Source organism: Pseudomonas sp. PS01297, from assembly GCF_029959305.1.
Classification (GTDB): Bacteria; Pseudomonadota; Gammaproteobacteria; order Pseudomonadales; family Pseudomonadaceae; genus Aquipseudomonas; species Aquipseudomonas helleri.
In genome coordinates, this window is the sequence record NZ_JASCPQ010000014.1 from 51,898 (window position 1) to 71,202 (window position 19,305).

At 57.9% G+C, this 19,305-nt stretch carries 20 protein-coding genes; 7 read left to right on the top strand and 13 right to left on the bottom strand.

Annotation, left to right across the window (positions count from 1 at the left end; genetic code table 11):
• Window positions 1-6 precede the first annotated feature (6 nt).
• A complete protein-coding gene (locus QMX84_RS07150) occupies window positions 7-1,125 on the top strand; it encodes a mandelate racemase/muconate lactonizing enzyme family protein (protein WP_262125144.1) in 1,119 nt (372 codons plus the stop codon).
• Window positions 1,126-1,188: 63 nt separating this feature from the next.
• Here QMX84_RS07150 and QMX84_RS07155 read toward each other — a convergent pair whose 3' ends face one another.
• From QMX84_RS07155 to QMX84_RS07170, 4 genes are all read right to left on the bottom strand, one after another.
• On the bottom strand, window positions 1,189-2,469 hold the full coding sequence (locus tag QMX84_RS07155) for a GGDEF domain-containing protein (protein WP_282363468.1): 1,281 nt from the start codon (window positions 2,467-2,469) through the stop codon (window positions 1,189-1,191).
• A gap of 84 nt (window positions 2,470-2,553) precedes the next feature.
• Entirely contained in the window at window positions 2,554-3,189 is a 636-nt protein-coding gene (locus QMX84_RS07160; RefSeq protein ID WP_048368046.1) for a LysE family translocator, read from the bottom strand.
• Between the two features lie 147 nt (window positions 3,190-3,336).
• Window positions 3,337-4,494, bottom strand: coding sequence for a phosphatidylserine/phosphatidylglycerophosphate/cardiolipin synthase family protein (locus QMX84_RS07165; RefSeq protein ID WP_282363469.1), 1,158 nt, complete (start codon window positions 4,492-4,494; stop codon window positions 3,337-3,339).
• A 1-nt stretch (window position 4,495) separates the two neighbouring features.
• The gene (locus tag QMX84_RS07170; RefSeq protein ID WP_048368049.1) at window positions 4,496-5,086 is read right to left on the bottom strand and encodes a YceI family protein; all 591 of its coding nucleotides are present in this window, start codon (window positions 5,084-5,086) and stop codon (window positions 4,496-4,498) included.
• A gap of 226 nt (window positions 5,087-5,312) precedes the next feature.
• Here QMX84_RS07170 and olsB point away from each other — a divergent pair, with 226 nt between their 5' ends.
• Together olsB and QMX84_RS07180 are read left to right on the top strand one after the other, a co-directional pair.
• Window positions 5,313-6,068: an L-ornithine N(alpha)-acyltransferase gene (gene olsB, locus QMX84_RS07175; protein ID WP_153326213.1), complete on the top strand. Its 756-nt coding sequence runs from the start codon at window positions 5,313-5,315 to the stop codon at window positions 6,066-6,068.
• The gene (locus tag QMX84_RS07180) at window positions 6,068-6,856 is read left to right on the top strand and encodes a lysophospholipid acyltransferase family protein (RefSeq protein WP_282363470.1); all 789 of its coding nucleotides are present in this window, start codon (window positions 6,068-6,070) and stop codon (window positions 6,854-6,856) included. The genes olsB and QMX84_RS07180 overlap by 1 nt, the downstream gene beginning before the upstream one ends.
• 203 nt (window positions 6,857-7,059) lie before the next feature.
• Here QMX84_RS07180 and QMX84_RS07185 read toward each other — a convergent pair whose 3' ends face one another.
• Window positions 7,060-7,647 (bottom strand): ACP phosphodiesterase, encoded by a 588-nt coding sequence (locus tag QMX84_RS07185; RefSeq protein WP_262125151.1) that lies wholly within the window; start codon window positions 7,645-7,647, stop codon window positions 7,060-7,062.
• A 169-nt stretch (window positions 7,648-7,816) separates the two neighbouring features.
• Between QMX84_RS07185 and QMX84_RS07190 the strand changes: the two genes are divergently transcribed.
• The 3 genes from QMX84_RS07190 to QMX84_RS07200 are packed head-to-tail and all read left to right on the top strand — an operon-like array spanning window position 7,817 to window position 10,367.
• Window positions 7,817-8,119, top strand: coding sequence for a helix-turn-helix transcriptional regulator (locus QMX84_RS07190; RefSeq protein WP_048368055.1), 303 nt, complete (start codon window positions 7,817-7,819; stop codon window positions 8,117-8,119).
• A gap of 11 nt (window positions 8,120-8,130) precedes the next feature.
• Window positions 8,131-9,297 carry an MFS transporter gene (locus QMX84_RS07195; RefSeq protein WP_048368057.1) on the top strand — a complete coding sequence of 389 codons (1,167 nt, stop codon included), beginning with the start codon at window positions 8,131-8,133 and terminating at the stop codon, window positions 9,295-9,297.
• A gap of 20 nt (window positions 9,298-9,317) precedes the next feature.
• Entirely contained in the window at window positions 9,318-10,367 is a 1,050-nt protein-coding gene (locus QMX84_RS07200) for an alkene reductase (protein ID WP_282363471.1), read from the top strand.
• 617 nt (window positions 10,368-10,984) lie between these two features.
• Here the strand turns inward: QMX84_RS07200 and rpoS are convergent.
• From rpoS to QMX84_RS07240, 8 genes are all read right to left on the bottom strand, one after another.
• Window positions 10,985-11,989, bottom strand: a complete 1,005-nt coding sequence (rpoS, locus tag QMX84_RS07205) for an RNA polymerase sigma factor RpoS (RefSeq protein ID WP_048368060.1) — start codon at window positions 11,987-11,989, stop codon at window positions 10,985-10,987.
• A 108-nt stretch (window positions 11,990-12,097) separates the two neighbouring features.
• Window positions 12,098-12,919, bottom strand: a complete 822-nt coding sequence (locus tag QMX84_RS07210; RefSeq protein ID WP_262125154.1) for a peptidoglycan DD-metalloendopeptidase family protein — start codon at window positions 12,917-12,919, stop codon at window positions 12,098-12,100.
• 208 nt (window positions 12,920-13,127) lie between these two features.
• The gene (locus QMX84_RS07215) at window positions 13,128-13,763 is read right to left on the bottom strand and encodes a protein-L-isoaspartate(D-aspartate) O-methyltransferase (RefSeq protein WP_164488137.1); all 636 of its coding nucleotides are present in this window, start codon (window positions 13,761-13,763) and stop codon (window positions 13,128-13,130) included.
• A 41-nt stretch (window positions 13,764-13,804) separates the two neighbouring features.
• Window positions 13,805-14,554, bottom strand: coding sequence for a 5'/3'-nucleotidase SurE (gene surE / locus QMX84_RS07220; RefSeq protein ID WP_048385535.1), 750 nt, complete (start codon window positions 14,552-14,554; stop codon window positions 13,805-13,807).
• The gene (truD, locus tag QMX84_RS07225; protein ID WP_048385537.1) at window positions 14,542-15,600 is read right to left on the bottom strand and encodes a tRNA pseudouridine(13) synthase TruD; all 1,059 of its coding nucleotides are present in this window, start codon (window positions 15,598-15,600) and stop codon (window positions 14,542-14,544) included. Before truD ends, surE begins: the two co-directional genes overlap by 13 nt.
• Window positions 15,597-16,070, bottom strand: coding sequence for a 2-C-methyl-D-erythritol 2,4-cyclodiphosphate synthase (ispF, locus tag QMX84_RS07230; RefSeq protein WP_048368067.1), 474 nt, complete (start codon window positions 16,068-16,070; stop codon window positions 15,597-15,599). Before ispF ends, truD begins: the two co-directional genes overlap by 4 nt.
• Window positions 16,071-16,122: 52 nt before the next feature.
• Window positions 16,123-16,968 (bottom strand): S-formylglutathione hydrolase, encoded by an 846-nt coding sequence (gene fghA / locus QMX84_RS07235; RefSeq protein WP_262125156.1) that lies wholly within the window; start codon window positions 16,966-16,968, stop codon window positions 16,123-16,125.
• 150 nt (window positions 16,969-17,118) lie between these two features.
• Window positions 17,119-18,231 carry an S-(hydroxymethyl)glutathione dehydrogenase/class III alcohol dehydrogenase gene (locus QMX84_RS07240; RefSeq protein ID WP_262125159.1) on the bottom strand — a complete coding sequence of 371 codons (1,113 nt, stop codon included), beginning with the start codon at window positions 18,229-18,231 and terminating at the stop codon, window positions 17,119-17,121.
• Window positions 18,232-18,339: 108 nt separating this feature from the next.
• Here QMX84_RS07240 and QMX84_RS07245 point away from each other — a divergent pair, with 108 nt between their 5' ends.
• The gene (locus tag QMX84_RS07245; protein WP_262125160.1) at window positions 18,340-19,239 is read left to right on the top strand and encodes a LysR substrate-binding domain-containing protein; all 900 of its coding nucleotides are present in this window, start codon (window positions 18,340-18,342) and stop codon (window positions 19,237-19,239) included.
• Window positions 19,240-19,305 lie beyond the last annotated feature (66 nt).

A 19,305-nucleotide genomic window follows, 5' to 3' on the forward strand; every position in this document is an offset into this window, starting at 1 on the left:
TGAGACATGACGAATCTGATCATTGAACACGTTGAAGTCTTTGCCTGTACGCCGCCGGTACGAGGCTCTACCTGGACCCCGGAACAACCCGAGCCGTGCACCACGCATACGTTTATTCGTATCACCACCCGTGATGGTGTGGTGGGCAGCGCGGCCACGGATGCTTACACCTCGCATCATCGCGATGCTGTACTGGCTGAAACGCTGCGCGACATGATCCCGGACCTGATCGGCCGCTCAGCACTGGATCGCGAAGCACTGTGGCTGCACTTTCATCCCAAGGCGTATGCGCGTTCGGCGCAAGCTCAGGCCCTGATTGATGTTGCGTTGTGGGATATTGCCGCACAAGCGGCCGGGCAGCCCTTGTTCAAGCTGCTCGGCGGTTACCGCGAGCATATTGACGCTTATGCCAGCACTCCGGTGCTGGCGACGCCGCACGCTTATGTCGAGGCCGTGCAACAACTGGCCGAGCGAGGCTATCGGGCGATCAAGTTTCACTGCTGGTGCGACCCGGCACGGGACCTGGAGATGATTGAACAGGTGCAGCGTGCACATGCCGATAAAGGCCTGGCGCTGATGCTGGATGTAGAACAGCGTTATGACCTGAACGCGGCGCTGACAGTGGGCAGGGTACTGGGTGAGCTGGGTTACGCCTGGTTTGAAGCGCCGCTGGATGACTATGACCTCGCCGGCTATCAGCAACTGACGGCGCGGCTGAATGTGCCGGTGCTGGCGGCCGGCAATGCCATTACCGACTATCGATTGGTGGCCTTTGCCGTCCGGCAACACTGCTGGAGCCGGGTACGGGTTGACGTCATGACCTGCGGCGGCATTACACCCGCGCTTAAAATCATCCATAACGCCGCCGCCAATGGCATTCAGGTCGAACTGCAAAGCTGGGGCCATGCGCTTGCACAAGCTGCCAACCTGCACCTGATGCTCGGGCAGCCAACCAGCAGCTACTTCGAGCAGGCGTGCGAATATGAGCTGTTCGAATTTGCCACAGCCAACCCGATACGCACCAATCCACGCGGGCAAATCACCGCACCGGGCAATGCGGGTTTAGGCCTTGAAATCGACTGGGCCCAGATCGAGCGGTGTGCAGACATACACCTCAAGCAATAAAGCATTGTGCAGGAGCGAGCTTCGCGATCTTTGGGTGTTTAAAAAGATCGCGAGGCGAAGGGGTTAACGGCTGCTTTTTTTCACGCTGTACATGGCCGTGTCGGCCTGGTGCAGCAGTTGCCGGGCGTCGTCGCCATGTTCGGGGTAAACGGCGATGCCGATGCTGGGGAGGGTGTTGAGTGTCTGCCCTTCAATCAAGAGGGGCTGGCTCAATTCAGTGCGGATGTTCTCGGCCACGATCAACCCGTCTTCTGGCCGTTTGAGGTTTTCAAGCACCACTACAAACTCGTCGCCACTCATTCTGGCCACGGTGTCACTTTCGCGCACACAGGCTTTTAAGCGCAGCGCCACGTGTTGCAGCAACACGTCGCCAACGCCATGTCCGTAACTGTCATTGATCCGTTTGAAGTCATCCAGATCGACATACAGCACTGCCAGATACTGCTGCTCGCGTTTGGCCCGGGCCAGCGCGCTGTTTAAACGTTCGTACAGAAACTCGCGATTGGGCAAGCCGGTCAGTGCATCGTGCTGCGCCAAAAACTGCAGGTGAGCGTGGAGTTTTTTTCGCTCAATGGCCGCTGCAATCTGGGCGGATACGAACTGCAACAGTTCTTTGTGCGCCTCGGTATAGGGTTCACTGCCCGATGAGCTCTTGACCAGCACCGCACCGATAATGCCGTTTTGCGCTACCAACGGGGCGCCCAGCCACGACGCTGAACCCTGCTCGGCGTGCAGTAGCATCTGCCCACTGCGGATGACCTCCTGGCTCAGCCGCGTCACCTCGTCCAGCGGCCAATCCCCGTGCTCTGCAACCCGATAAGGAAAACTCAACAAACCATCCGGTTGATCACACAGTGCGACCGAAAAGTTTATCGCTGGCAGCCACTGACCGATCAACGCGTGAACGCGCTTGAACAACTCCAGCAAATCCCCAGCCCCATGGGCGGCTTCGGAGATGGCAAACAGCGCCAACTGACGGGACTCGGCCAGTTTGCGCTCGGTAATGTCACGGGCCACCGCGATGTGCAGTCGATAGTCTTCTGACCAGCGCGCAGACCACAAAATATGTATGACACTGCCGTCTTTGCGTAGATAACGGTTCTCGAAATTCGGCAGGGGGTCGCCCTCCCTGACGTCATTGGCAGCATGCACAGTGCGTTCACGGTCAGCCGGGTGAACCAGATCGATAATGCAACGGCCGATCAGTTCGTCCTGCTCATAGCCAAAAATACGCAGGCAGGCCGCGCTGACATAAACAATGTGGTACTTGCGGTCCACGACGCAGACCGCATCCAGCAACTGATCAATAAAACTGACTTGAGACAGGTATCTTTTGATGTCCATAAAGCCCTCGATGCCTCGAGATTAAACGTGAACATCCATCCCTATCCCTGTGTTGCCCCATGACTGCACTCCCGGCAGATCACGTTACTTGTTGCTGCCCACCAGCCCTGGCAAGGCATGCGCCAGCGCGCTGATGGCAAAGCCGATAAACATCACGCCACACAAACGTGTAATCAGCAATTGATGGCGTTGATACAGCGCGCGTACGTGACCCGCGCCGACGATACCGATCAAGATCACATACGCCAGTGCGCCGCCGACAAAGCTCAGGGCGATGAGCCAGGGCAGCATGCTCCAGGTGAGCAGTTCAGCACGCCCGGACAGCAGCGCGGTGAAGGTCGCCACGGCCACCGGGTAGGCTTTGGGGTTGGTCAGGCCAAAGAAAATACCGTGGGCAAACGGCTTACGGGCCGGGCCTTCCTCGGCCACGCTGCTGCGCTTGGCACGCACGGCGCGCAGGCCCAGCCAGAACAGGTAAAGGCCGCTGATCAAGCCCAATACGTTGAATGCAGTGCTGCCAAATTCCCGCGCGCCGACAATCGCAATCAACGCCGTACTGCACCAAATCACATCACCCAGTAAATGCCCGCACAGGAAGCCGGCGCCCGCACGGCGCCCACGGGCTGCGCCAATGCCGAACACAGCCAAAACACCCGGGCCCGGAGTGATGCCATAGATAAAGCCCGACGCCAGTACGGCCAGCCACAATGAAGAAGTCATGCACAACGCTCCAAAAAATTCAGACTTCACGCTGTCCAGTCGCCCGTGAAGTCGTTCGATTTTGCACGTTCTGCAGCGTTATGTAACCGCGCGTTCAACAAAATGCCACGCTTTCTTCAAACAGCCCCTGCGTTCAGGCGGTAACCTTTAACGGCGGCGCCCCAAAAGGTTGACCACCACCCGGTCAACCCAGCCCCAGATACGCTGTTTGACCCGCCCCCACAATGGCCGGGACTGCCAGGATTGCAAGGTGATCGGCAGGCTTTGCGCGAAGTCGTTCATAAAGCTGGCCGCCACGGCTTTAGTCAGCGTCGGGTCGATGGCCTCCAGGTTGGCCTCAAGGTTAAAACGTAGATTCCAGTGGTCAAAGTTGCACGAGCCAATGCTCACCCAATCGTCGACCAGAACCATTTTCAGGTGCAGAAAGCACGGCTGATACTCAAATATCTGCACCCCGGACTTGAGCAACCGCGGGTAGTAACGATGCCCGGCGTAACGCACGGACGGGTGATCGGTGCGGGGACCGGTCAATAGCAACCGCACATCGACCCCGCGATTGGCCGCGCGACGCAGCGAGCGCCGCACACTCCAGGTGGGTAGAAAGTAAGGCGTGGCCAGCCAGATGTTGTGCTGGGCGCTGTTAATGGCCCGCACCAGCGATTGCAGAATGTCGCGGTGCTGATGGGCATCGGCATAGGCCACTCGGCCCAGGCCCTCGCCCTGCTGAGGCGCCTTGGGCAATCGCGCGAGGCCAAAGTGGGTGGCAGGCTTCCAGGCTTTGCGGCTGATGTTGGCGCGCCATTGGCGCTCAAACAGCATCTGCCAGTCCTGCACCAGCGGCCCCTCAATCTGCACCATCACCTCGTGCCAGTCGCACACGTTTTGCGCAGGCTGCCAGAACTCATCGGTAATGCCCGTCCCGCCTACCACCGCCAATTGCTGGTCCACCAGCAACAGCTTGCGGTGATCGCGGTACAGATTGTTCAGCCCCCGACGCCAGCTCAGCGGGTTGTAAAAGCGAAGCTCCACGCCCGCTGCCAGCAGCCTGAGGCGCAAGGCTTCGGTAAACGCCAGGCTGCCATAGGCATCGAACAGGCAGCGCACCCGCACCTCACGCAACGCGGCGCGCTCCAGCGCCTGGACCGTGACTTCAGCGCACTGCCCGGCCTCGACCAGATAAAACTCCAGATCAATGTGATCCTGCGCCTGATCGATAGCCGCCAGCATCTGCGGGAAAAACTGCGGGCCATCGATCAGTAACTTGAATTTGTTGGCGCCGTGCCAAGGGAACACCGCGCCAGCCATCTTAGCGAGCCGTGAAAATCAGCACCGCGTTCACCGGTACTGAAAAGCTGATAGCCGACAAGCCGGCGGATTTACGCAAGGTTTCGAGTTCAGGCTGCAAGCCAAAATCTTCGGCCTGAAGCATCAACGGTTCGAGGGTTACGACCTGGAAGCGCTGCTCATCCAGCCGTGTCGCCAGCAACTCGGCCTCATAGGTGTGCTGCTTGCCACGCAGGCTCACCGTAACCGGCAAGCGCAATTCTACTTGAGCACCCGGCGCCAGCTCGTTGATGGGCTGCAGATTGATTTGCGCGGTGATTTGCGCTTCGGGGAAATGCTTGAAATCGAACAACTGGTCGCGCATGCGCTCATCGCGCAAAGGCACCGCGCTGTTGACCGAATCCATTTCAATCCGCAATTGCGCATGGCCCTTGCGGTCGACTTTGCCGTGCAAGACCAGAAAGCGGTGCTTGTTCGCGACATTGGCATTTTGCGTGGTGATAAATGAAAGTCGTGATGACTCACCGTCCAGGTACCAACTGGCCTGAGCCGACAGGCTCACCCCGAGGGTTAATAGCAACGCACCAGCGGCGGATAAAAACGTCTTGAACATAAAAACTCATCGGCAGGTAAACGGCCTCTAGTGTGAGTGCTTGAGCGCCGTCCGGGCATATTTTTTTACTCCGCTTTAGAGCACTCGTCCATCGCGCCAGTTCCTTGGCCGGTGGCTGTCATACAAGCATCACTCAATTGTCATGGTCATGACACTGGCGCTCCCTAGCCTGAGATTGCACACCTCAGTCGACAAGGCGGGCTTGATGCCTGCACGGAGATTCGCAATGGCCCAGATCGCCCGTATCCGCGACACCGCTCAAGAACGCCGACTGCAGGCTGAACGCTTGCTTGGCCCAGAGGCCTTGCGTGAGGCGCAAGCCTTGCGCTTCCGGGTTTTCAGTGGCGAGCTGAACGCCAAACTGAAAAGCGCCGACTGCGGCCTGGACATCGACGACTACGATGCACATTGCGAACACATCGGGGTTCGCGATCTCAACACCGGCCTGCTGGTGGCAACCACTCGCTTGCTGGACCACAGCGCAGCGCGAAACATCGGGCACTTTTACAGCGAAGAAGAATTCAGCCTTCACGGCCTGGCGCACCTGCAAGGCCCGATTCTTGAAATCGGCCGCACCTGTGTCGATCCGGCCTACCGCAATGGCGGCACCATCGCGGTGCTGTGGGGCGAGTTGGCTGAAGTCCTTAACCAGGGCGATTACCACTACCTGATGGGTTGCGCGAGCATCCCGATGCAAGACGGTGGCATTCAGGCCCAGGCGATCATGCAGCGTCTGCGCGAGCGGTACCTGTGCACTGAGCATTTGCGCGCCGAACCAAAAAACCCGCTGCCCGCGCTGGACGTTCCGGCGAACGTCATCACCGAAATGCCCCCTTTGCTCAAGGCCTACATGCGCCTGGGCGCGAAGATTTGTGGTGAACCGTGCTGGGACGAAGACTTCCAGGTCGCTGACGTCTTTATCCTGCTCAAGCGCGACGAACTGTGCCCGCGCTATGCACGCCACTTCAAGGCAGCCATGTAATGAACCGTCTGCACCTGTATGGGCGAGTGGTTCGGGTGTTGGCGGTGGTCAGCCTGGGGCTGGGCATGGCGAGCGTTTTCGCCTTGCTGCAACGGTTACACCTCAACAGCGCCATGGATCGGCGCCAACGCTGGACACAGTTCTTCATGAAGCGGCTGAGCAATGCCCTTCCGTTTCACGTCACGGTGGTTGGCGAGCGACCCGCCACGCCGATGTTGTGGGTCAGTAATCATGTGTCGTGGACCGACATTGCCTTGCTCGGGCAACTGACGCCGCTGTCTTTTCTGTCCAAAGCCGAAGTGCGCAGTTGGCCTGTGGCAGGTTGGCTGGCGGACCAGGCCGGCAGCCTGTTTATCCGCAGAGGCGCAGGTGACAGCCAGACCATTCGCGAGCAAATGAGTCGTCATTTGCAGCAACAGCATCCGTTATTGATGTTCCCGGAAGGCACGACCACCGACGGGCGTTCAGTGCGTACCTTCCATGGCCGTTTGTTGTCTGCGGCGATAGACAGTGACGTGGCGTTGCAACCGGTGGCGATTCGTTATTTACGCAATGGCGAGAGCGACCCGATCGCACCGTTTATTGGCGATGACGACTTGCTCTCGCATTTACTGCGTTTGTTTGCTCACGAACAGGCACAGGTTGAGATACACCTGCTGGAGCCGATTTCGTGTGAGCAGCAAGAACGCGCGATGCTGGCGTTCAAGGCGCAGGAAGCGATTCGCCAGGTGGTCAGCGGAACACCGCGATCCTGTCCCCAGAATGAGTGCGAGCCGGCTGCGGCTTAGGCCACCGCTCCTACAGGTGTTTTGCATGCAACCTGTAGCAGTTGACGAGCTTTGCGAGGCTACGTCCGGGCGCGCAGCGGCCGTAAAAAGAGCCAAAATCAAAAGATCGCAGCCTGCGGCGGCTCCTACGCTTTTACCGCATACACCTGTAGTCGCTGACGAGGCACGAAGGCTGCGAACGAGCAAGCTCGCTCCTACGGGGTTTATGGCGTCTGGCTGAGTTTCTCGCGGGCGGCAAACGCCTGCAATTGCGGGTAGAAGGTGCTGAAGTCTTCGCTAAGCGGTTCGTACAGGGCGTGCAGGTCGCGCATGGCACCGCTCAGCTCTTGTGGGTGCGAAAGGCGGCGGGCGATGCCATTGAACACTTGCTCCAGCACGCCAAAGTCTCGATAAGACCCCAACCAGTCGTGCGCAGCCATGTGCGGGGCGATGCTGGCCAGACGCTTGGGCAACTGGGGTTGCGCAACCAGCAGCGCATAGAACGTTGAGGTGAAGCGCTCCAGCGGCCCCTCAGCGTACTGCGCCCAATCACGCGCCAGGCAATGGTCGAAGAAAACGTCCAGTACAATGCCCGCATAGCGCCGCCGGGTCTGGGTGAAACGCGACAATGACTGATCAACCAGCGGGTGCGCGTCGGTAAAGACGTCGATGCTGCGGTGCAACTGGATCGCCGACTCTATCGCCGGGCTGTATTGGCCCTGCAGGCGCCCTTTCACGAAGTCGCCATAGAGACTGCCGAGCAATTCTTCAGGCCGCTGGCCGCCAAGGTGCAGATGTGCGAGATAATTCATGCCGCGCAGTTTAGCACCGCGCTATTACGCACGACCAAAACATATCGTTATAACTCGATATACCGATTTGAGCTGACGTCAGATCAAATTCATATTTGTATATCGCGATATTCCGATTTAAAGTTCGCCTCATCGCGATATAACGCTACACCTCATGAGCACTGCCACTATGCCGATCGACCTCGACGAAATAATAAAAGCGCTGGCACACCCAGTACGCCGAGAAATCATTCGCCTGCTTAAAGATCCGCAGGTCGAGTTCCCTGACCAGCATCACAGCACTGAGCACGGTGTGTGCGCAGGCCAGTTCGACCAACGCTTCGGGTTGTCGCAATCCACTGTTTCCGCCCACCTCGCCACTTTGCAGCGCGCTGGCTTGATCAGCAGCCAAAAAGTAGGCCAGTGGCACTTTTTTAAACGCAATGAGGAAACCATACAGGCCTTCCTCGCAACACTGAGCCAAGAGCTTTAACAAGGAACTCCATGCCTCTCTCGCTACTTATCCTGGCGCTTAGCGCCTTCGCCATCGGGACCACCGAGTTTGTGATCATGGGCTTGCTGCCCGATGTCGCAGCCGACCTGGGGGTTTCCATTCCGGGCGCTGGCTGGCTGGTAACGGGCTATGCCCTGGGCGTGGCCATTGGCGCGCCGTTTATGGCACTGGCCACCGCCAAGTTGCCGCGCAAAGCCGCGCTGGTGGCGTTGATGGGCATCTTTATCGTTGGCAATCTGCTTTGCGCACTGGCCAGTGATTACGAGGTGCTGATGCTGGCCCGTGTGATTACCGCTCTGTGCCATGGCGCGTTCTTCGGTATCGGCTCGGTGGTGGCTGCCGGCCTGGTGCCTGCCAACAAGCGCGCTTCTGCGGTCGCACTGATGTTTACCGGCCTGACCCTGGCAAACGTCTTGGGTGTACCGCTGGGCACCGCCTTGGGCCAGGTTGCAGGATGGCGCTCGACATTTTTTGCCGTGACGGTCATTGGTGTGGTGGCGTTGATCGGCCTGATCCGCTTTTTGCCCACCAAACGTGACGAAGAAAAACTCGACATGCGCGCCGAACTGGCCGCCCTCAAAGGCGCCGGGATCTGGCTGTCGTTGAGCATGACGGCATTGTTTTCGGCCTCCATGTTCACCCTCTTCACCTACGTCGCGCCGCTGCTCGGTGACGTGACAGGCGTATCGCCTACCGGCGTGACCTGGACCCTGCTGCTGATCGGCCTGGGCCTGACTGTCGGCAACATTATTGGCGGCAAGCTGGCGGACAAGCGCTTGGGCGCGACGTTGATCGGCGTATTTATCGCAATGGCCGTGGTCTCGACCGTATTGACCTGGACCAGCGTGGCCCTGATTCCAACCGAGATCACCCTGTTCTTGTGGGCCACCGCTTCGTTTGCCGCGGTGCCCGCCTTGCAAGTCAACGTGGTGACCTTCGGCAAAGCCGCTCCCAACCTGGTGTCGACCCTGAATATTGGCGCCTTTAACGTCGGCAACGCCCTGGGCGCCTGGGTAGGCGGCAGCGTGATTGCCCACGGTTTCGGCCTCACCAGCGTACCGCTGGCCGCCGCAGCGCTGGCGATACTGGCGCTGCTGGTTACCCTGATTACTTTTCGCCAGAACGGCAACCCCGAACTGGCCTCTGCCACACACTGATCCTTGAGAGGGCTGCATTAATGACCACGATTTTTGATCCGATCAAGCTGGGCGACCTTGAGCTGCCTAACCGCATCATCATGGCGCCGCTGACCCGCTGCCGTGCCGAAGAAGGCCGTGTGCCAGGCGCTCTGATCGCGGAGTACTACGTACAGCGCGCTTCAGCAGGCTTGATCCTCAGCGAAGCCACTTCGGTTACCCCGCTGGGCGTTGGCTACCCGGACACCCCCGGTATCTGGTCCGACGAACAGGTTCGCGGCTGGACCAACGTCACCAAGGCTATCCATGGCGCCGGTGGGCGGATCTTCCTGCAACTGTGGCACGTAGGGCGGATTTCCCACTCGCTGTACCTGAACGGTGAATTGCCCGTGGCACCGAGCGCCATTGCCGCCAAAGGCCATGTCAGCCTGGTTCGCCCAAAAGCAGACTTCGAAGTACCACGCGCTCTGGAAACGGCTGAGATCGCCGACATCGTTGAGGCTTACCGTACCGGTGCCGAAAACGCCAAAGCCGCAGGTTTTGACGGCGTAGAGATCCATGGCGCCAACGGTTACCTGCTCGATCAATTCCTGCAAAGCAGCACCAACCAGCGCACCGACCAATACGGTGGTTCATTGGAAAACCGTGCCCGCCTGATGCTGGAAGTCACCGATGCGGTAGTCGAAGTCTGGGGCGCTGGCCGCGTTGGCATGCACTTGTCGCCTCGCGCAGACCTGCACGACATGGGCGATGAAAACCGGGCTGAAACCTTCGGGTATATGGCTAAAGAACTGGGCAAGCGCGGTATCGCGTTTATCTGCGCCCGTGAACGCGAAGCAGCGGACAGCCTGGGCCCGCAGCTCAAGGAAGCGTTTGGCGGCCCTTACATCGTCAACGAAGGCTTCACTAAAGACAGCGCCAATGCCTTGATCGCTGCCGGCAAGGCAGACGCTGTTGCGTTTGGCGTGCCTTTTATCGCCAACCCTGACCTGCCAGCCCGCTTGAAGGCCGATGCACCGCTCAATGAGCCACATCCGGAGACCTTCTACTCCAAAGGCCCTGTCGGCTTCATTGACTACCCGACGCTGTAAGCCCGCGCTTAAACACCGGCCTGCTTGTGGCCGGTCTTTAAACACATAAAAAAACGCCCAAGGCCATTCAAGCCTTGGGCGTTTTGTTTTAAATGCAGGTAAAGGCTTAAACGCTTAAGCGGCGCCCCAGAACACTTTTTAACGGGCAAAAAAAGGGGCGGTTTGACCCGCCCACATTTTTTCCCTAATCCCTTTTGTTCCTTCTCATCATCCTGATGAATTGCATCCTGCAATGTCCTTAACGTTCTTCCTTGAACGCCGTGTCTATCCGTCGACACAGTTAAGATACTAGAGGCTTCTAAAATTGCTGCAAGCGCACCAGTTATAGATTTTTATTACAAAGCAGAGCCTTAAAAAAACACAAAACCTATTATTTTCAATTGGTTATAAAACTTACCGAGTAAGAAAAAGTCATTCATTCCTACGTCTTTCGCCGTTGGCTTACAGAAAACGTAAGTAAAGGCTTACATCCGATCGCAGATAAAGCTCAACTTCGTACGTGTCATACCATTTCCAACCCACACATTTTAAAGAACGGACCTAAATTGACTTGGCGCAAAAAATGTCCGCCCATAAAAAAACCCCGAAAGCTCGGGGTTTTGGTCAGCACACTTCGTTTACTGAAACAGTGATTCGCTCGACAAACCATTACGTTCAAGAATCTCACGCAGGCGCTTGAGACCTTCAACCTGGATTTGTCGTACACGTTCACGGGTCAAGCCAATTTCCAGCCCGACATCTTCAAGGGTGCTGCTTTCATGCCCACGCAAGCCGAAGCGGCGAATTACCACCTCGCGTTGTTTATCGGTGAGCTCGGACAGCCACTCATCAATACTCTGCGACAAATCATCGTCCTGCAGCAGCTCACAAGGGTCTGTAGGGCGATCATCGGTGAGGGTATCAAGCAGTGTTTTGTCGGAATCCGGGCCTAAAGAAACGTCTACCGAGGACACACGTTCGTTAAGCCCAAGCATACGCTTGACCTCCGAGACGGGTTTTTCGAGCAGATTGGCGATTTCTTCAGGGGAGGGTTCGTGATCGAGCTTTTGCGTCAGTTCGCGCGCAGCTCGCAGATAGACATTGAGCTCTTTTACAACGTGGATCGGTAAACGGATGGTACGGGTCTGGTTCATGATTGCCCGTTCAATCGTCTGGCGGATCCACCAGGTGGCGTAGGTCGAGAAGCGGAACCCGCGTTCCGGGTCAAATTTCTCGACTGCCCGAATCAGGCCCAGGTTGCCCTCTTCGATCAGGTCTAGCAGCGAAAGCCCACGATTGACGTAGCGTCGGGCGATTTTCACCACCAGCCGCAAGTTACTTTCAATCATGCGTTTGCGCCCAGCGGGATCGCCACTTTGCGATAAACGCGCAAAATGGACTTCTTCTGCTGGTGAGAGCAACGGGGAGAAGCCAATTTCATTGAGGTACAGCTGAGTCGCATCGAGCGCCCGGGTGTAATCAATGTACTTGTGCTGTTTTGACGCAGCAGCTTTTTTCGACTTGGTGCGAGCTGTAGGGGTTGAGTCGTTTTCTTCTGACATCAAGTCACTATCGATGCTGGCGTCCATAAGGAGCACCTCATCGTCGATGTCAAACCCCGGCGCTTCTTTGCTGAGAGCCATTTTTCTAGTCCTTTGGTGAGTTCGACCTCAAGCTCAAGCATCGCCTTTATCCTTGGCAACGCTGGAGCCTGTTCCTTTCATCTACATCAGGAACAGGCTGGTAACTGATCAACGGCGTGGAAGGAATTGCAATGGATCTACAGGTTTACCCTGGCGGCGAATTTCAAAGTGAAGTTTCACCCGGTCTGTACCAGTTGACCCCATTTCGGCAATTTTCTGCCCGACCTTGACCTGCTGCCCCTCCCGTACCAAAAGCCTGCGGTTGTGGCCGTAGGCACTAACATAGGTGTCACTGTGTTTAATGATGACTAATTCGCCGTAGCCCCTCAATCCACTGCCGGCGTATACAACTGAGCCATCAGACGCAGCTAAAACAGGCTGTCCCAAATCTCCGGCAATATCAATACCTTTATTCAAACTACCGTTTGAAGAAAATTTTCCGATCAAAATACCGTCTGCTGGCCATCCCCAGCCTTTGGGTGCAGGGCCTGCAGGCAAGGGTGCCGTGTTGACCGGTGTCGCAGATGTGGCGACCGGGCGCTTGGTGACGGTGGTTTTACTGCCTGATGAAGACGAAACCACGGTGGTTGTCGTGCCCCCTGAAGGGACGGTTCCTGCACGTCCATCGAAACGGATTGATTGCCCCGGAACGATCGTATACGGCGCCGCAATGTTGTTTTTGGCCGCCAGGGCTTTCCAGTCCCAACCATAGCGAAAGGCAATCGAGAACAACGTATCACCACGCTTGACCATGTACTGACCGGTGGTCACAGCCGGACGCTGAGCCACACCGTTAACGCCACTTGTACCGCTTTTGGACGCGCTGGAACACGCCGCCAACATCGCCAGGGAGACACTTAACACCAGACCCGCCACTACTCTCTGATAGCTTATGGTCCCCATACGCTGCGTAATGACTGTGAGACTCACCCGCCGCTCCCTTTGAAGATGGCTAAAAATTAGAACGCCAGTCGCGGCCCCTATTGGGCGCAAGTATAACTGGCCGTACAGCTTTGCAGACGGCAAAGCCCATTCATAAACGTATTGTTTAAACCCTAAACAGACCCCGGACGGGCCTGAGCACTGCGCTGTATGACCCGTACCCGGCTTGATAATTCAGCCGGGCAGCGCTAAAGAATCAGGCCAGCGGCCCATTAAGCAGCGGTACAAACCGCACATTGCCGATGACGCGCCGGGCAAATCCATGCTCTTCACGCACGATCAGCATCAATTGCTGAACGTCACCGGCGCCGACCGGGATCACCAGGCGCCCGCCCGGAGCCAGTTGGTCGAGCAAAGCTTGTGGTACATCCGTGGCCACGGCGGTGACGATAATGCCGTTGTAAGGTGCAAGCGCCGGCCACCCTTCCCAACCATCGCCCCAGCGAAAGACCACGTTACGCAAGTTAAGCTCAAGCAGACGTTCTTTGGCGCGATCCTGCAGCACCTTGATGCGTTCGACCGAGAAAATCCGCTCAACCAACTGCGACAACACCGCCGTCTGGTAACCCGAGCCGGTGCCGATCTCCATGACTTTGTCCAGCGGGCCGTCTTCAAGCAGCAGCTCGCTCATGCGCGCCACCATGTACGGCTGGGAAATGGTCTGGTTGTTGCCAATCGGCAGCGCCGTGTCTTCGTAAGCTCGGTGGGCCAGGGCTTCATCAACAAACAGGTGACGAGGTGTGCGCCGAATAACCTCAAGCACTTTCTGGTTAACGATGCCCTCTTCACGCAGGCGCTGAATCAGTCGCTCACGTGTCCGCTCCGAGGTCATGCCAATGCCGCGATGCATCAGGCCATCCTGCTCACGCCCCATCAGCCCAACCCCTCCAGCCAGCCATCGAGGCTTTTGAAGGCATCACCAAAGGTGCGATCCAGTTGTAACGGGGTAATCGACACATAACCCTGCATCACGGCGTGGAAGTCGGTGCCGGGGCCGCCGTCTTCGGCGTTGCCCGCGGCGGCAATCCAGTAACCGGCCTTGCCACGCGGATCGACCATGCGAACCGGCGCCGCCGCTCGGGCGCGATGGCCCAGGCGGGTGAGCTGGATGCCGCGGATCTTGTCCAGCGGCAAATTAGGAATGTTGACGTTCAGCACGGTGCGCGGCGGCAGTTCAAGCAGGTGATGTGCATCCACCAGCTTGCGCGCGAAATAGGCCGCGGTCGGCAGGTTGTCGACCTGACGCGAGACCAGCGAGAACGCAAACGAAGGGCGCTCTAGAAAGCGCCCTTCAAGGGCTGCTGCCACGGTGCCCGAATACAACACGTCATCGCCCAGGTTGGCACCCAGATTGATCCCTGACACCACCATGTCCGGCTGCTGCTCCAACAGGCCATTGAGGCCCAGGTGCACGCAGTCGGTCGGCGTCCCGTTGATGCTGATAAAGCCATTGGTCAGGGTATGCGGATGCAACGGGCGGTCGAGCGTCAGCGAGCTGCTCGCGCCACTTTTGTCTTGATCGGGGGCAATCACCACGCACTCGCAATAATCCGCCAAGGCGTCATAAAGCGCAGCTATCCCCGGGGCGCTGACCCCATCATCGTTTGAAATCAGAATACGCATAGGCTGTCCGTTTGCCCCAAAGACACCAGATCAACAAGTTCGCGCACCAGGACAGTGGCGAAGCATCCGGCCGGCAGTACAAATTCCAGTTGCAGAATATCTGGTTGCGGATAATGCCACGTCAGTCGGCCAATGGGCAGCCGCAGAATACGTCGCTCGTGGCTCATGCCAGCGCGAACCAGCCAGTCACGCAAATCGGCTTCACGCTCGGCAATGGCTTGCTCCAGCACCTGGGTCGCACCTGTGGTCGGTGAATCACCTTCGCCCCACTGCGGGCCGGTCGGGTGCAGATCAAGGATAGCCAATCGCGGGTCGTTGCACTCCGCTTCGCCCGCCGGGAAAAAGCTCCGGCTGTCGGTGAAGGCCAACAGATCACCTACCTGCGCACGCTGCCAACTGCCATCGGCGACGCGGGCGGCCAGCACCTGATTGAACAGATAGCTGCGCGCGGTAGAGAGTAGACGCGAACGGACATTGCGCTGCTCCGGCAAGGCTTTGCGCGCCGCGTAGTCCCGCGCCTCGCCCAGATTGCCGCCTTCCCAGCCAAAACGCTGGGTGCCGAAATAATTCGGTACACCCTCACGGGTGATCAATTCCAGACGTTGCTGCAAGGCATCTTTGTCGGCGTTCAGTTGCGTCAGGCGCAAGGTAAAACCGTTTGCCGCGTGGGCACCGCGTTGCAGTTTACGTTTGTGCCGCGAGGTCTTGAGGATCTTCAGCGTGTCGTTTTCAGCACCTGACAGGTCAGGGTCCGCCTTGCCCGGCAACTGCACGCTGAACCATTGGCGGGTCAGCGCCTGACGGTCCTTCAGACCCGCGTAACTCACTGTACGCAAAGGCACGCCGGCGGCCTTGGCAATGCGCCGCGCCGCTTCTTCGGTATTCAGGCCACGCTTTTCAACCCACAACCACAAATGCTCGCCGTCCCCGGACAGCGGGATATCCAGCACTTCGTCGACCTGAAAATCTTCAGCCGTGGCTTTAAGCACTGCGGTGCCCAACGGCGCGCCGTGAGCTGTCGGCCCCAGCAGATCAAACTCGTTCATGCGCGAACCAACAAGGCGATGGAATGCACCGCAATGCCTTCTTCACGGCCCACGAAGCCGAGTTTTTCAGTGGTGGTGGCTTTAACGTTTACCTGGTCCAAATCAACCTCAAGATCTGCTGCAATCAACGCACGCATCGTTTCAATGTGCGGTGCCATTTTTGGCGCCTGAGCAATGATGGTGTTGTCGACATTACCGACTTTCCAGCCTTTGGCATGGATCAATCCGACGATATGACGCAACAGGACACGGCTGTCCGCGCCCTTGAATTGAGGGTCGGTGTCCGGAAAATGCTTGCCGATATCGCCCAGCGCCGCCGCCCCCAGCAAAGCATCGCTGAGCGCGTGCAGCAGCACGTCGCCATCAGAGTGGGCCAAGAGCCCGAATTTATGAGCAATACGCACGCCGCCCAGGGTTATAAAATCGCCTTCAGCAAAACAGTGCACATCATAGCCGTGGCCAATACGCATAAAAAAACGCCCCGATTAAGTCAGGGCGTGATTCTACCTACTTTGCTCAACATTAGGCGCTTAGTGCACGCGCGTGATGCCGCAAGTGGTCGTCAATGAAGCTGGCGATAAAGAAATAGCTGTGGTCGTAGCCCGGCTGCAGACGCAAAGTCAGCGGATGGTCCGCCAGCTTGGCCGCTTGTTGCAGCGCTTCAGGCTTGAGCTGGACGGCCAAAAAGTCATCCCGATCACCTTGGTCTACCAGCAACGGCAGCTTTTCAGTGGCCTCGCTGATCAACACGCACGCATCCCACTCGCGCCAGCGCGCACGCTCTTCACCCAGGTAATGGGTGAACGCCTTGTGCCCCCAAGGGCAATCCATCGGGTTGCTGATCGGCGCAAACGCCGACACCGATTGATAGCGCCCCGGGTTGCGCAAGGCACACACCAGAGCCCCATGGCCACCCATCGAATGCCCGCTGATGCCGCGTTGTTGCGACGCAGGGAAATGAGCCTCAACCAATGCAGGCAATTCCTGCACCACATAGTCATGCATCCGGTAATGTTGGGCCCAAGGTTGCTGGGTGGCGTTGACATAAAAGCCCGCCCCCAGGCCGAAATCCCACGCACCTTCCGAATCGTCCGGCACACCTTCACCACGCGGGCTGGTGTCCGGGCAGACGATAATCAGGCCCAACTCGGCGGCCAATTTCATGGCGCCAGCCTTGTGCATGAAGTTCTCATCGGTGCAGGTCAGCCCCGACAACCAGTACAGCACCGGCAACTTGACGCCCTGCTCGGCCTGGGGCGGCAAATACACGGCAAACACCATGTTGCAGCCCAGGACTTCAGAGCGATGCTGGTAACGCTTGTGCCAACCGCCAAAGCTTTTCTGGCAGGAAATATTTGTTAAGGGCATAGAAGCAGCTCCAGGCTTTTAGCTGCAAACCGCACGATAAGCCCACTGTAGGAGCGAGCTCGCCTCGCGATCTTTTGATCGTTAAAAAGATCGCGAGGCAAGCTCGCTACAGCGTCAGTGATTGGGCTTACCCCGGCTTGCCGCTATTCGTCAGAATTTAATAACAGTACGAATGCTTTTGCCTTCGTGCATCAGGTCGAATGCCTTGTTGATGTCTTCCAGGCCCATGGTGTGGGTGATGAACGTGTCCAGCGGGATTTCGCCACTTTGCGCCATGTCGACATAGCTAGGCAGCTCGGTACGCCCGCGCACGCCACCGAACGCCGAACCGCGCCATACGCGGCCCGTCACCAGTTGGAACGGACGGGTCGAGATTTCCTGGCCGGCACCGGCAACGCCGATGATCACCGACTCGCCCCAGCCTTTGTGGCAGCATTCAAGCGCCGCACGCATCAGTTGCACATTGCCGATGCACTCAAAGGAGAAATCAACGCCGCCGTCAGTCATGTCGACGATCACTTCCTGGATCGGGCGATCAAAATCTTTCGGATTAACGCAATCCGTCGCGCCCAGTTGCTTGGCAATCTCAAACTTGGCCGGATTGATGTCGATGGCGATGATCCGCGAAGCCTTGGCTTTGACCGCGCCAATCACTGCTGACAGGCCGATGCCGCCCAAGCCGAAGATCGCCACGGTGTCGCCCGGCTTGACCTTGGCGGTGTTGAGCACTGCGCCAATCCCGGTGGTGACGCCGCAACCCAGCAGGCAGACTTTCTCCAGCGGTGCGTCTTTTTGAATTTTGGCGACAGAAATTTCCGGGAGCACGGTGTACTCCGAGAACGTCGACGTGCCCATGTAATGGAAAATCGGCTCGCCTTTGTAGGAGAAACGCGTGGTGCCGTCGGGCATCAAGCCTTTGCCTTGGGTCGAACGGATGGCCTGGCAAAGGTTGGTCTTGCCCGACAGGCAGAATTTACATTGGCGGCATTCCGGGGTGTACAACGGGATCACGTGGTCGCCAACGGCCACCGACGTCACGCCCTCACCGATGGCTTCTACGATGGCGCCGCCTTCGTGGCCCAGGATCGACGGGAAGATGCCTTCCGGGTCCGCGCCCGACAAGGTGTAGGCATCAGTATGGCAAACGCCCGACGCCACAACCCGCAGCAGCACTTCGCCAGCCTTGGGCATGGCGACATCCACTTCTACGATTTCCAGTGGCTTTTTGGCCTCGAACGCTACGGCAGCACGTGACTTGATCATCCATCGTCTCCAGCAAAGTAAAAACAAGGTGCCGAGTGTAAATCAGCTCTGAGTGATTAATAATCCAGGCAAAAGCAAAACATTATTGCCATACAGGGATAATCAACCGTGAACGAAAACCGCTGGGAAGGTATAGACGAATTTGTCGCGGTGGCTGAGTGTGGCCAATTCACGGCGGCGGCAGAGCGACTGGGCGTGTCGTCTTCACATATCAGCCGCCAAGTGGCGCGCCTTGAAGAACGCTTGCAGACCCGTCTGTTCTATCGCAGTACCCGACGGGTCACGCTGACCGAAGCCGGGCAAACCTTTTTGCAGCACTGCCAGCGTCTGCAAGATGGCCGCGAAGAAGCACTGCGTGCTATTGGTGACCTGACCAGCGAGCCCAAAGGCATGCTGCGCATGACCTGCGCCGTGGCTTATGGCGAACGCTTTATCGTGCCCTTGGTGACGCGTTTTATGGGCTTGTACCCACAATTGCGGGTCGACATTGAACTGACCAACCGGCCACTGGACCTTGTACACGAAAGCATCGACCTGGCGATCCGGCTAGGCCGACTGCATGACTCAAGCCTGGTCGCCACCCGCCTGGCCCCCAGGCGCATGTACGTGTGCGCGTCGCCGTCGTATCTGGAGCGATACGGACGGCCCCACAGTTTGTCGGAATTGAGCCGTCACAACTGCCTGATTGGCAGTTCGGACATCTGGCAACTGGAGCAGGATGGGCGAGAATTTTCGCAGCGGGTGCAAGGCAATTGGCGTTGCAACAGCGGGCAGGCGGTATTGGACGCGGCGTTATTGGGGGTTGGCCTGTGTCAGTTGCCGGACTACTACGTGCTGGAGCATTTGAAGACCGGGGCGCTGGTGTCGCTGCTGGATGCGCATCAGCCACCCAATACCGCGGTGTGGGCGCTATATCCGCAACAACGGCACTTGTCACCCAAAGTCAGAAAGCTGGTGGATTACCTGAAGGCAGGCTTGGCCAAGCGGGAGGAGTATTCGGGATCATAGAAACCTGTGTAGGAGCGAGCTTGCCTCGCGATCTTTTAAAAGATCAAAAGATCGCGAGGCAAGCTC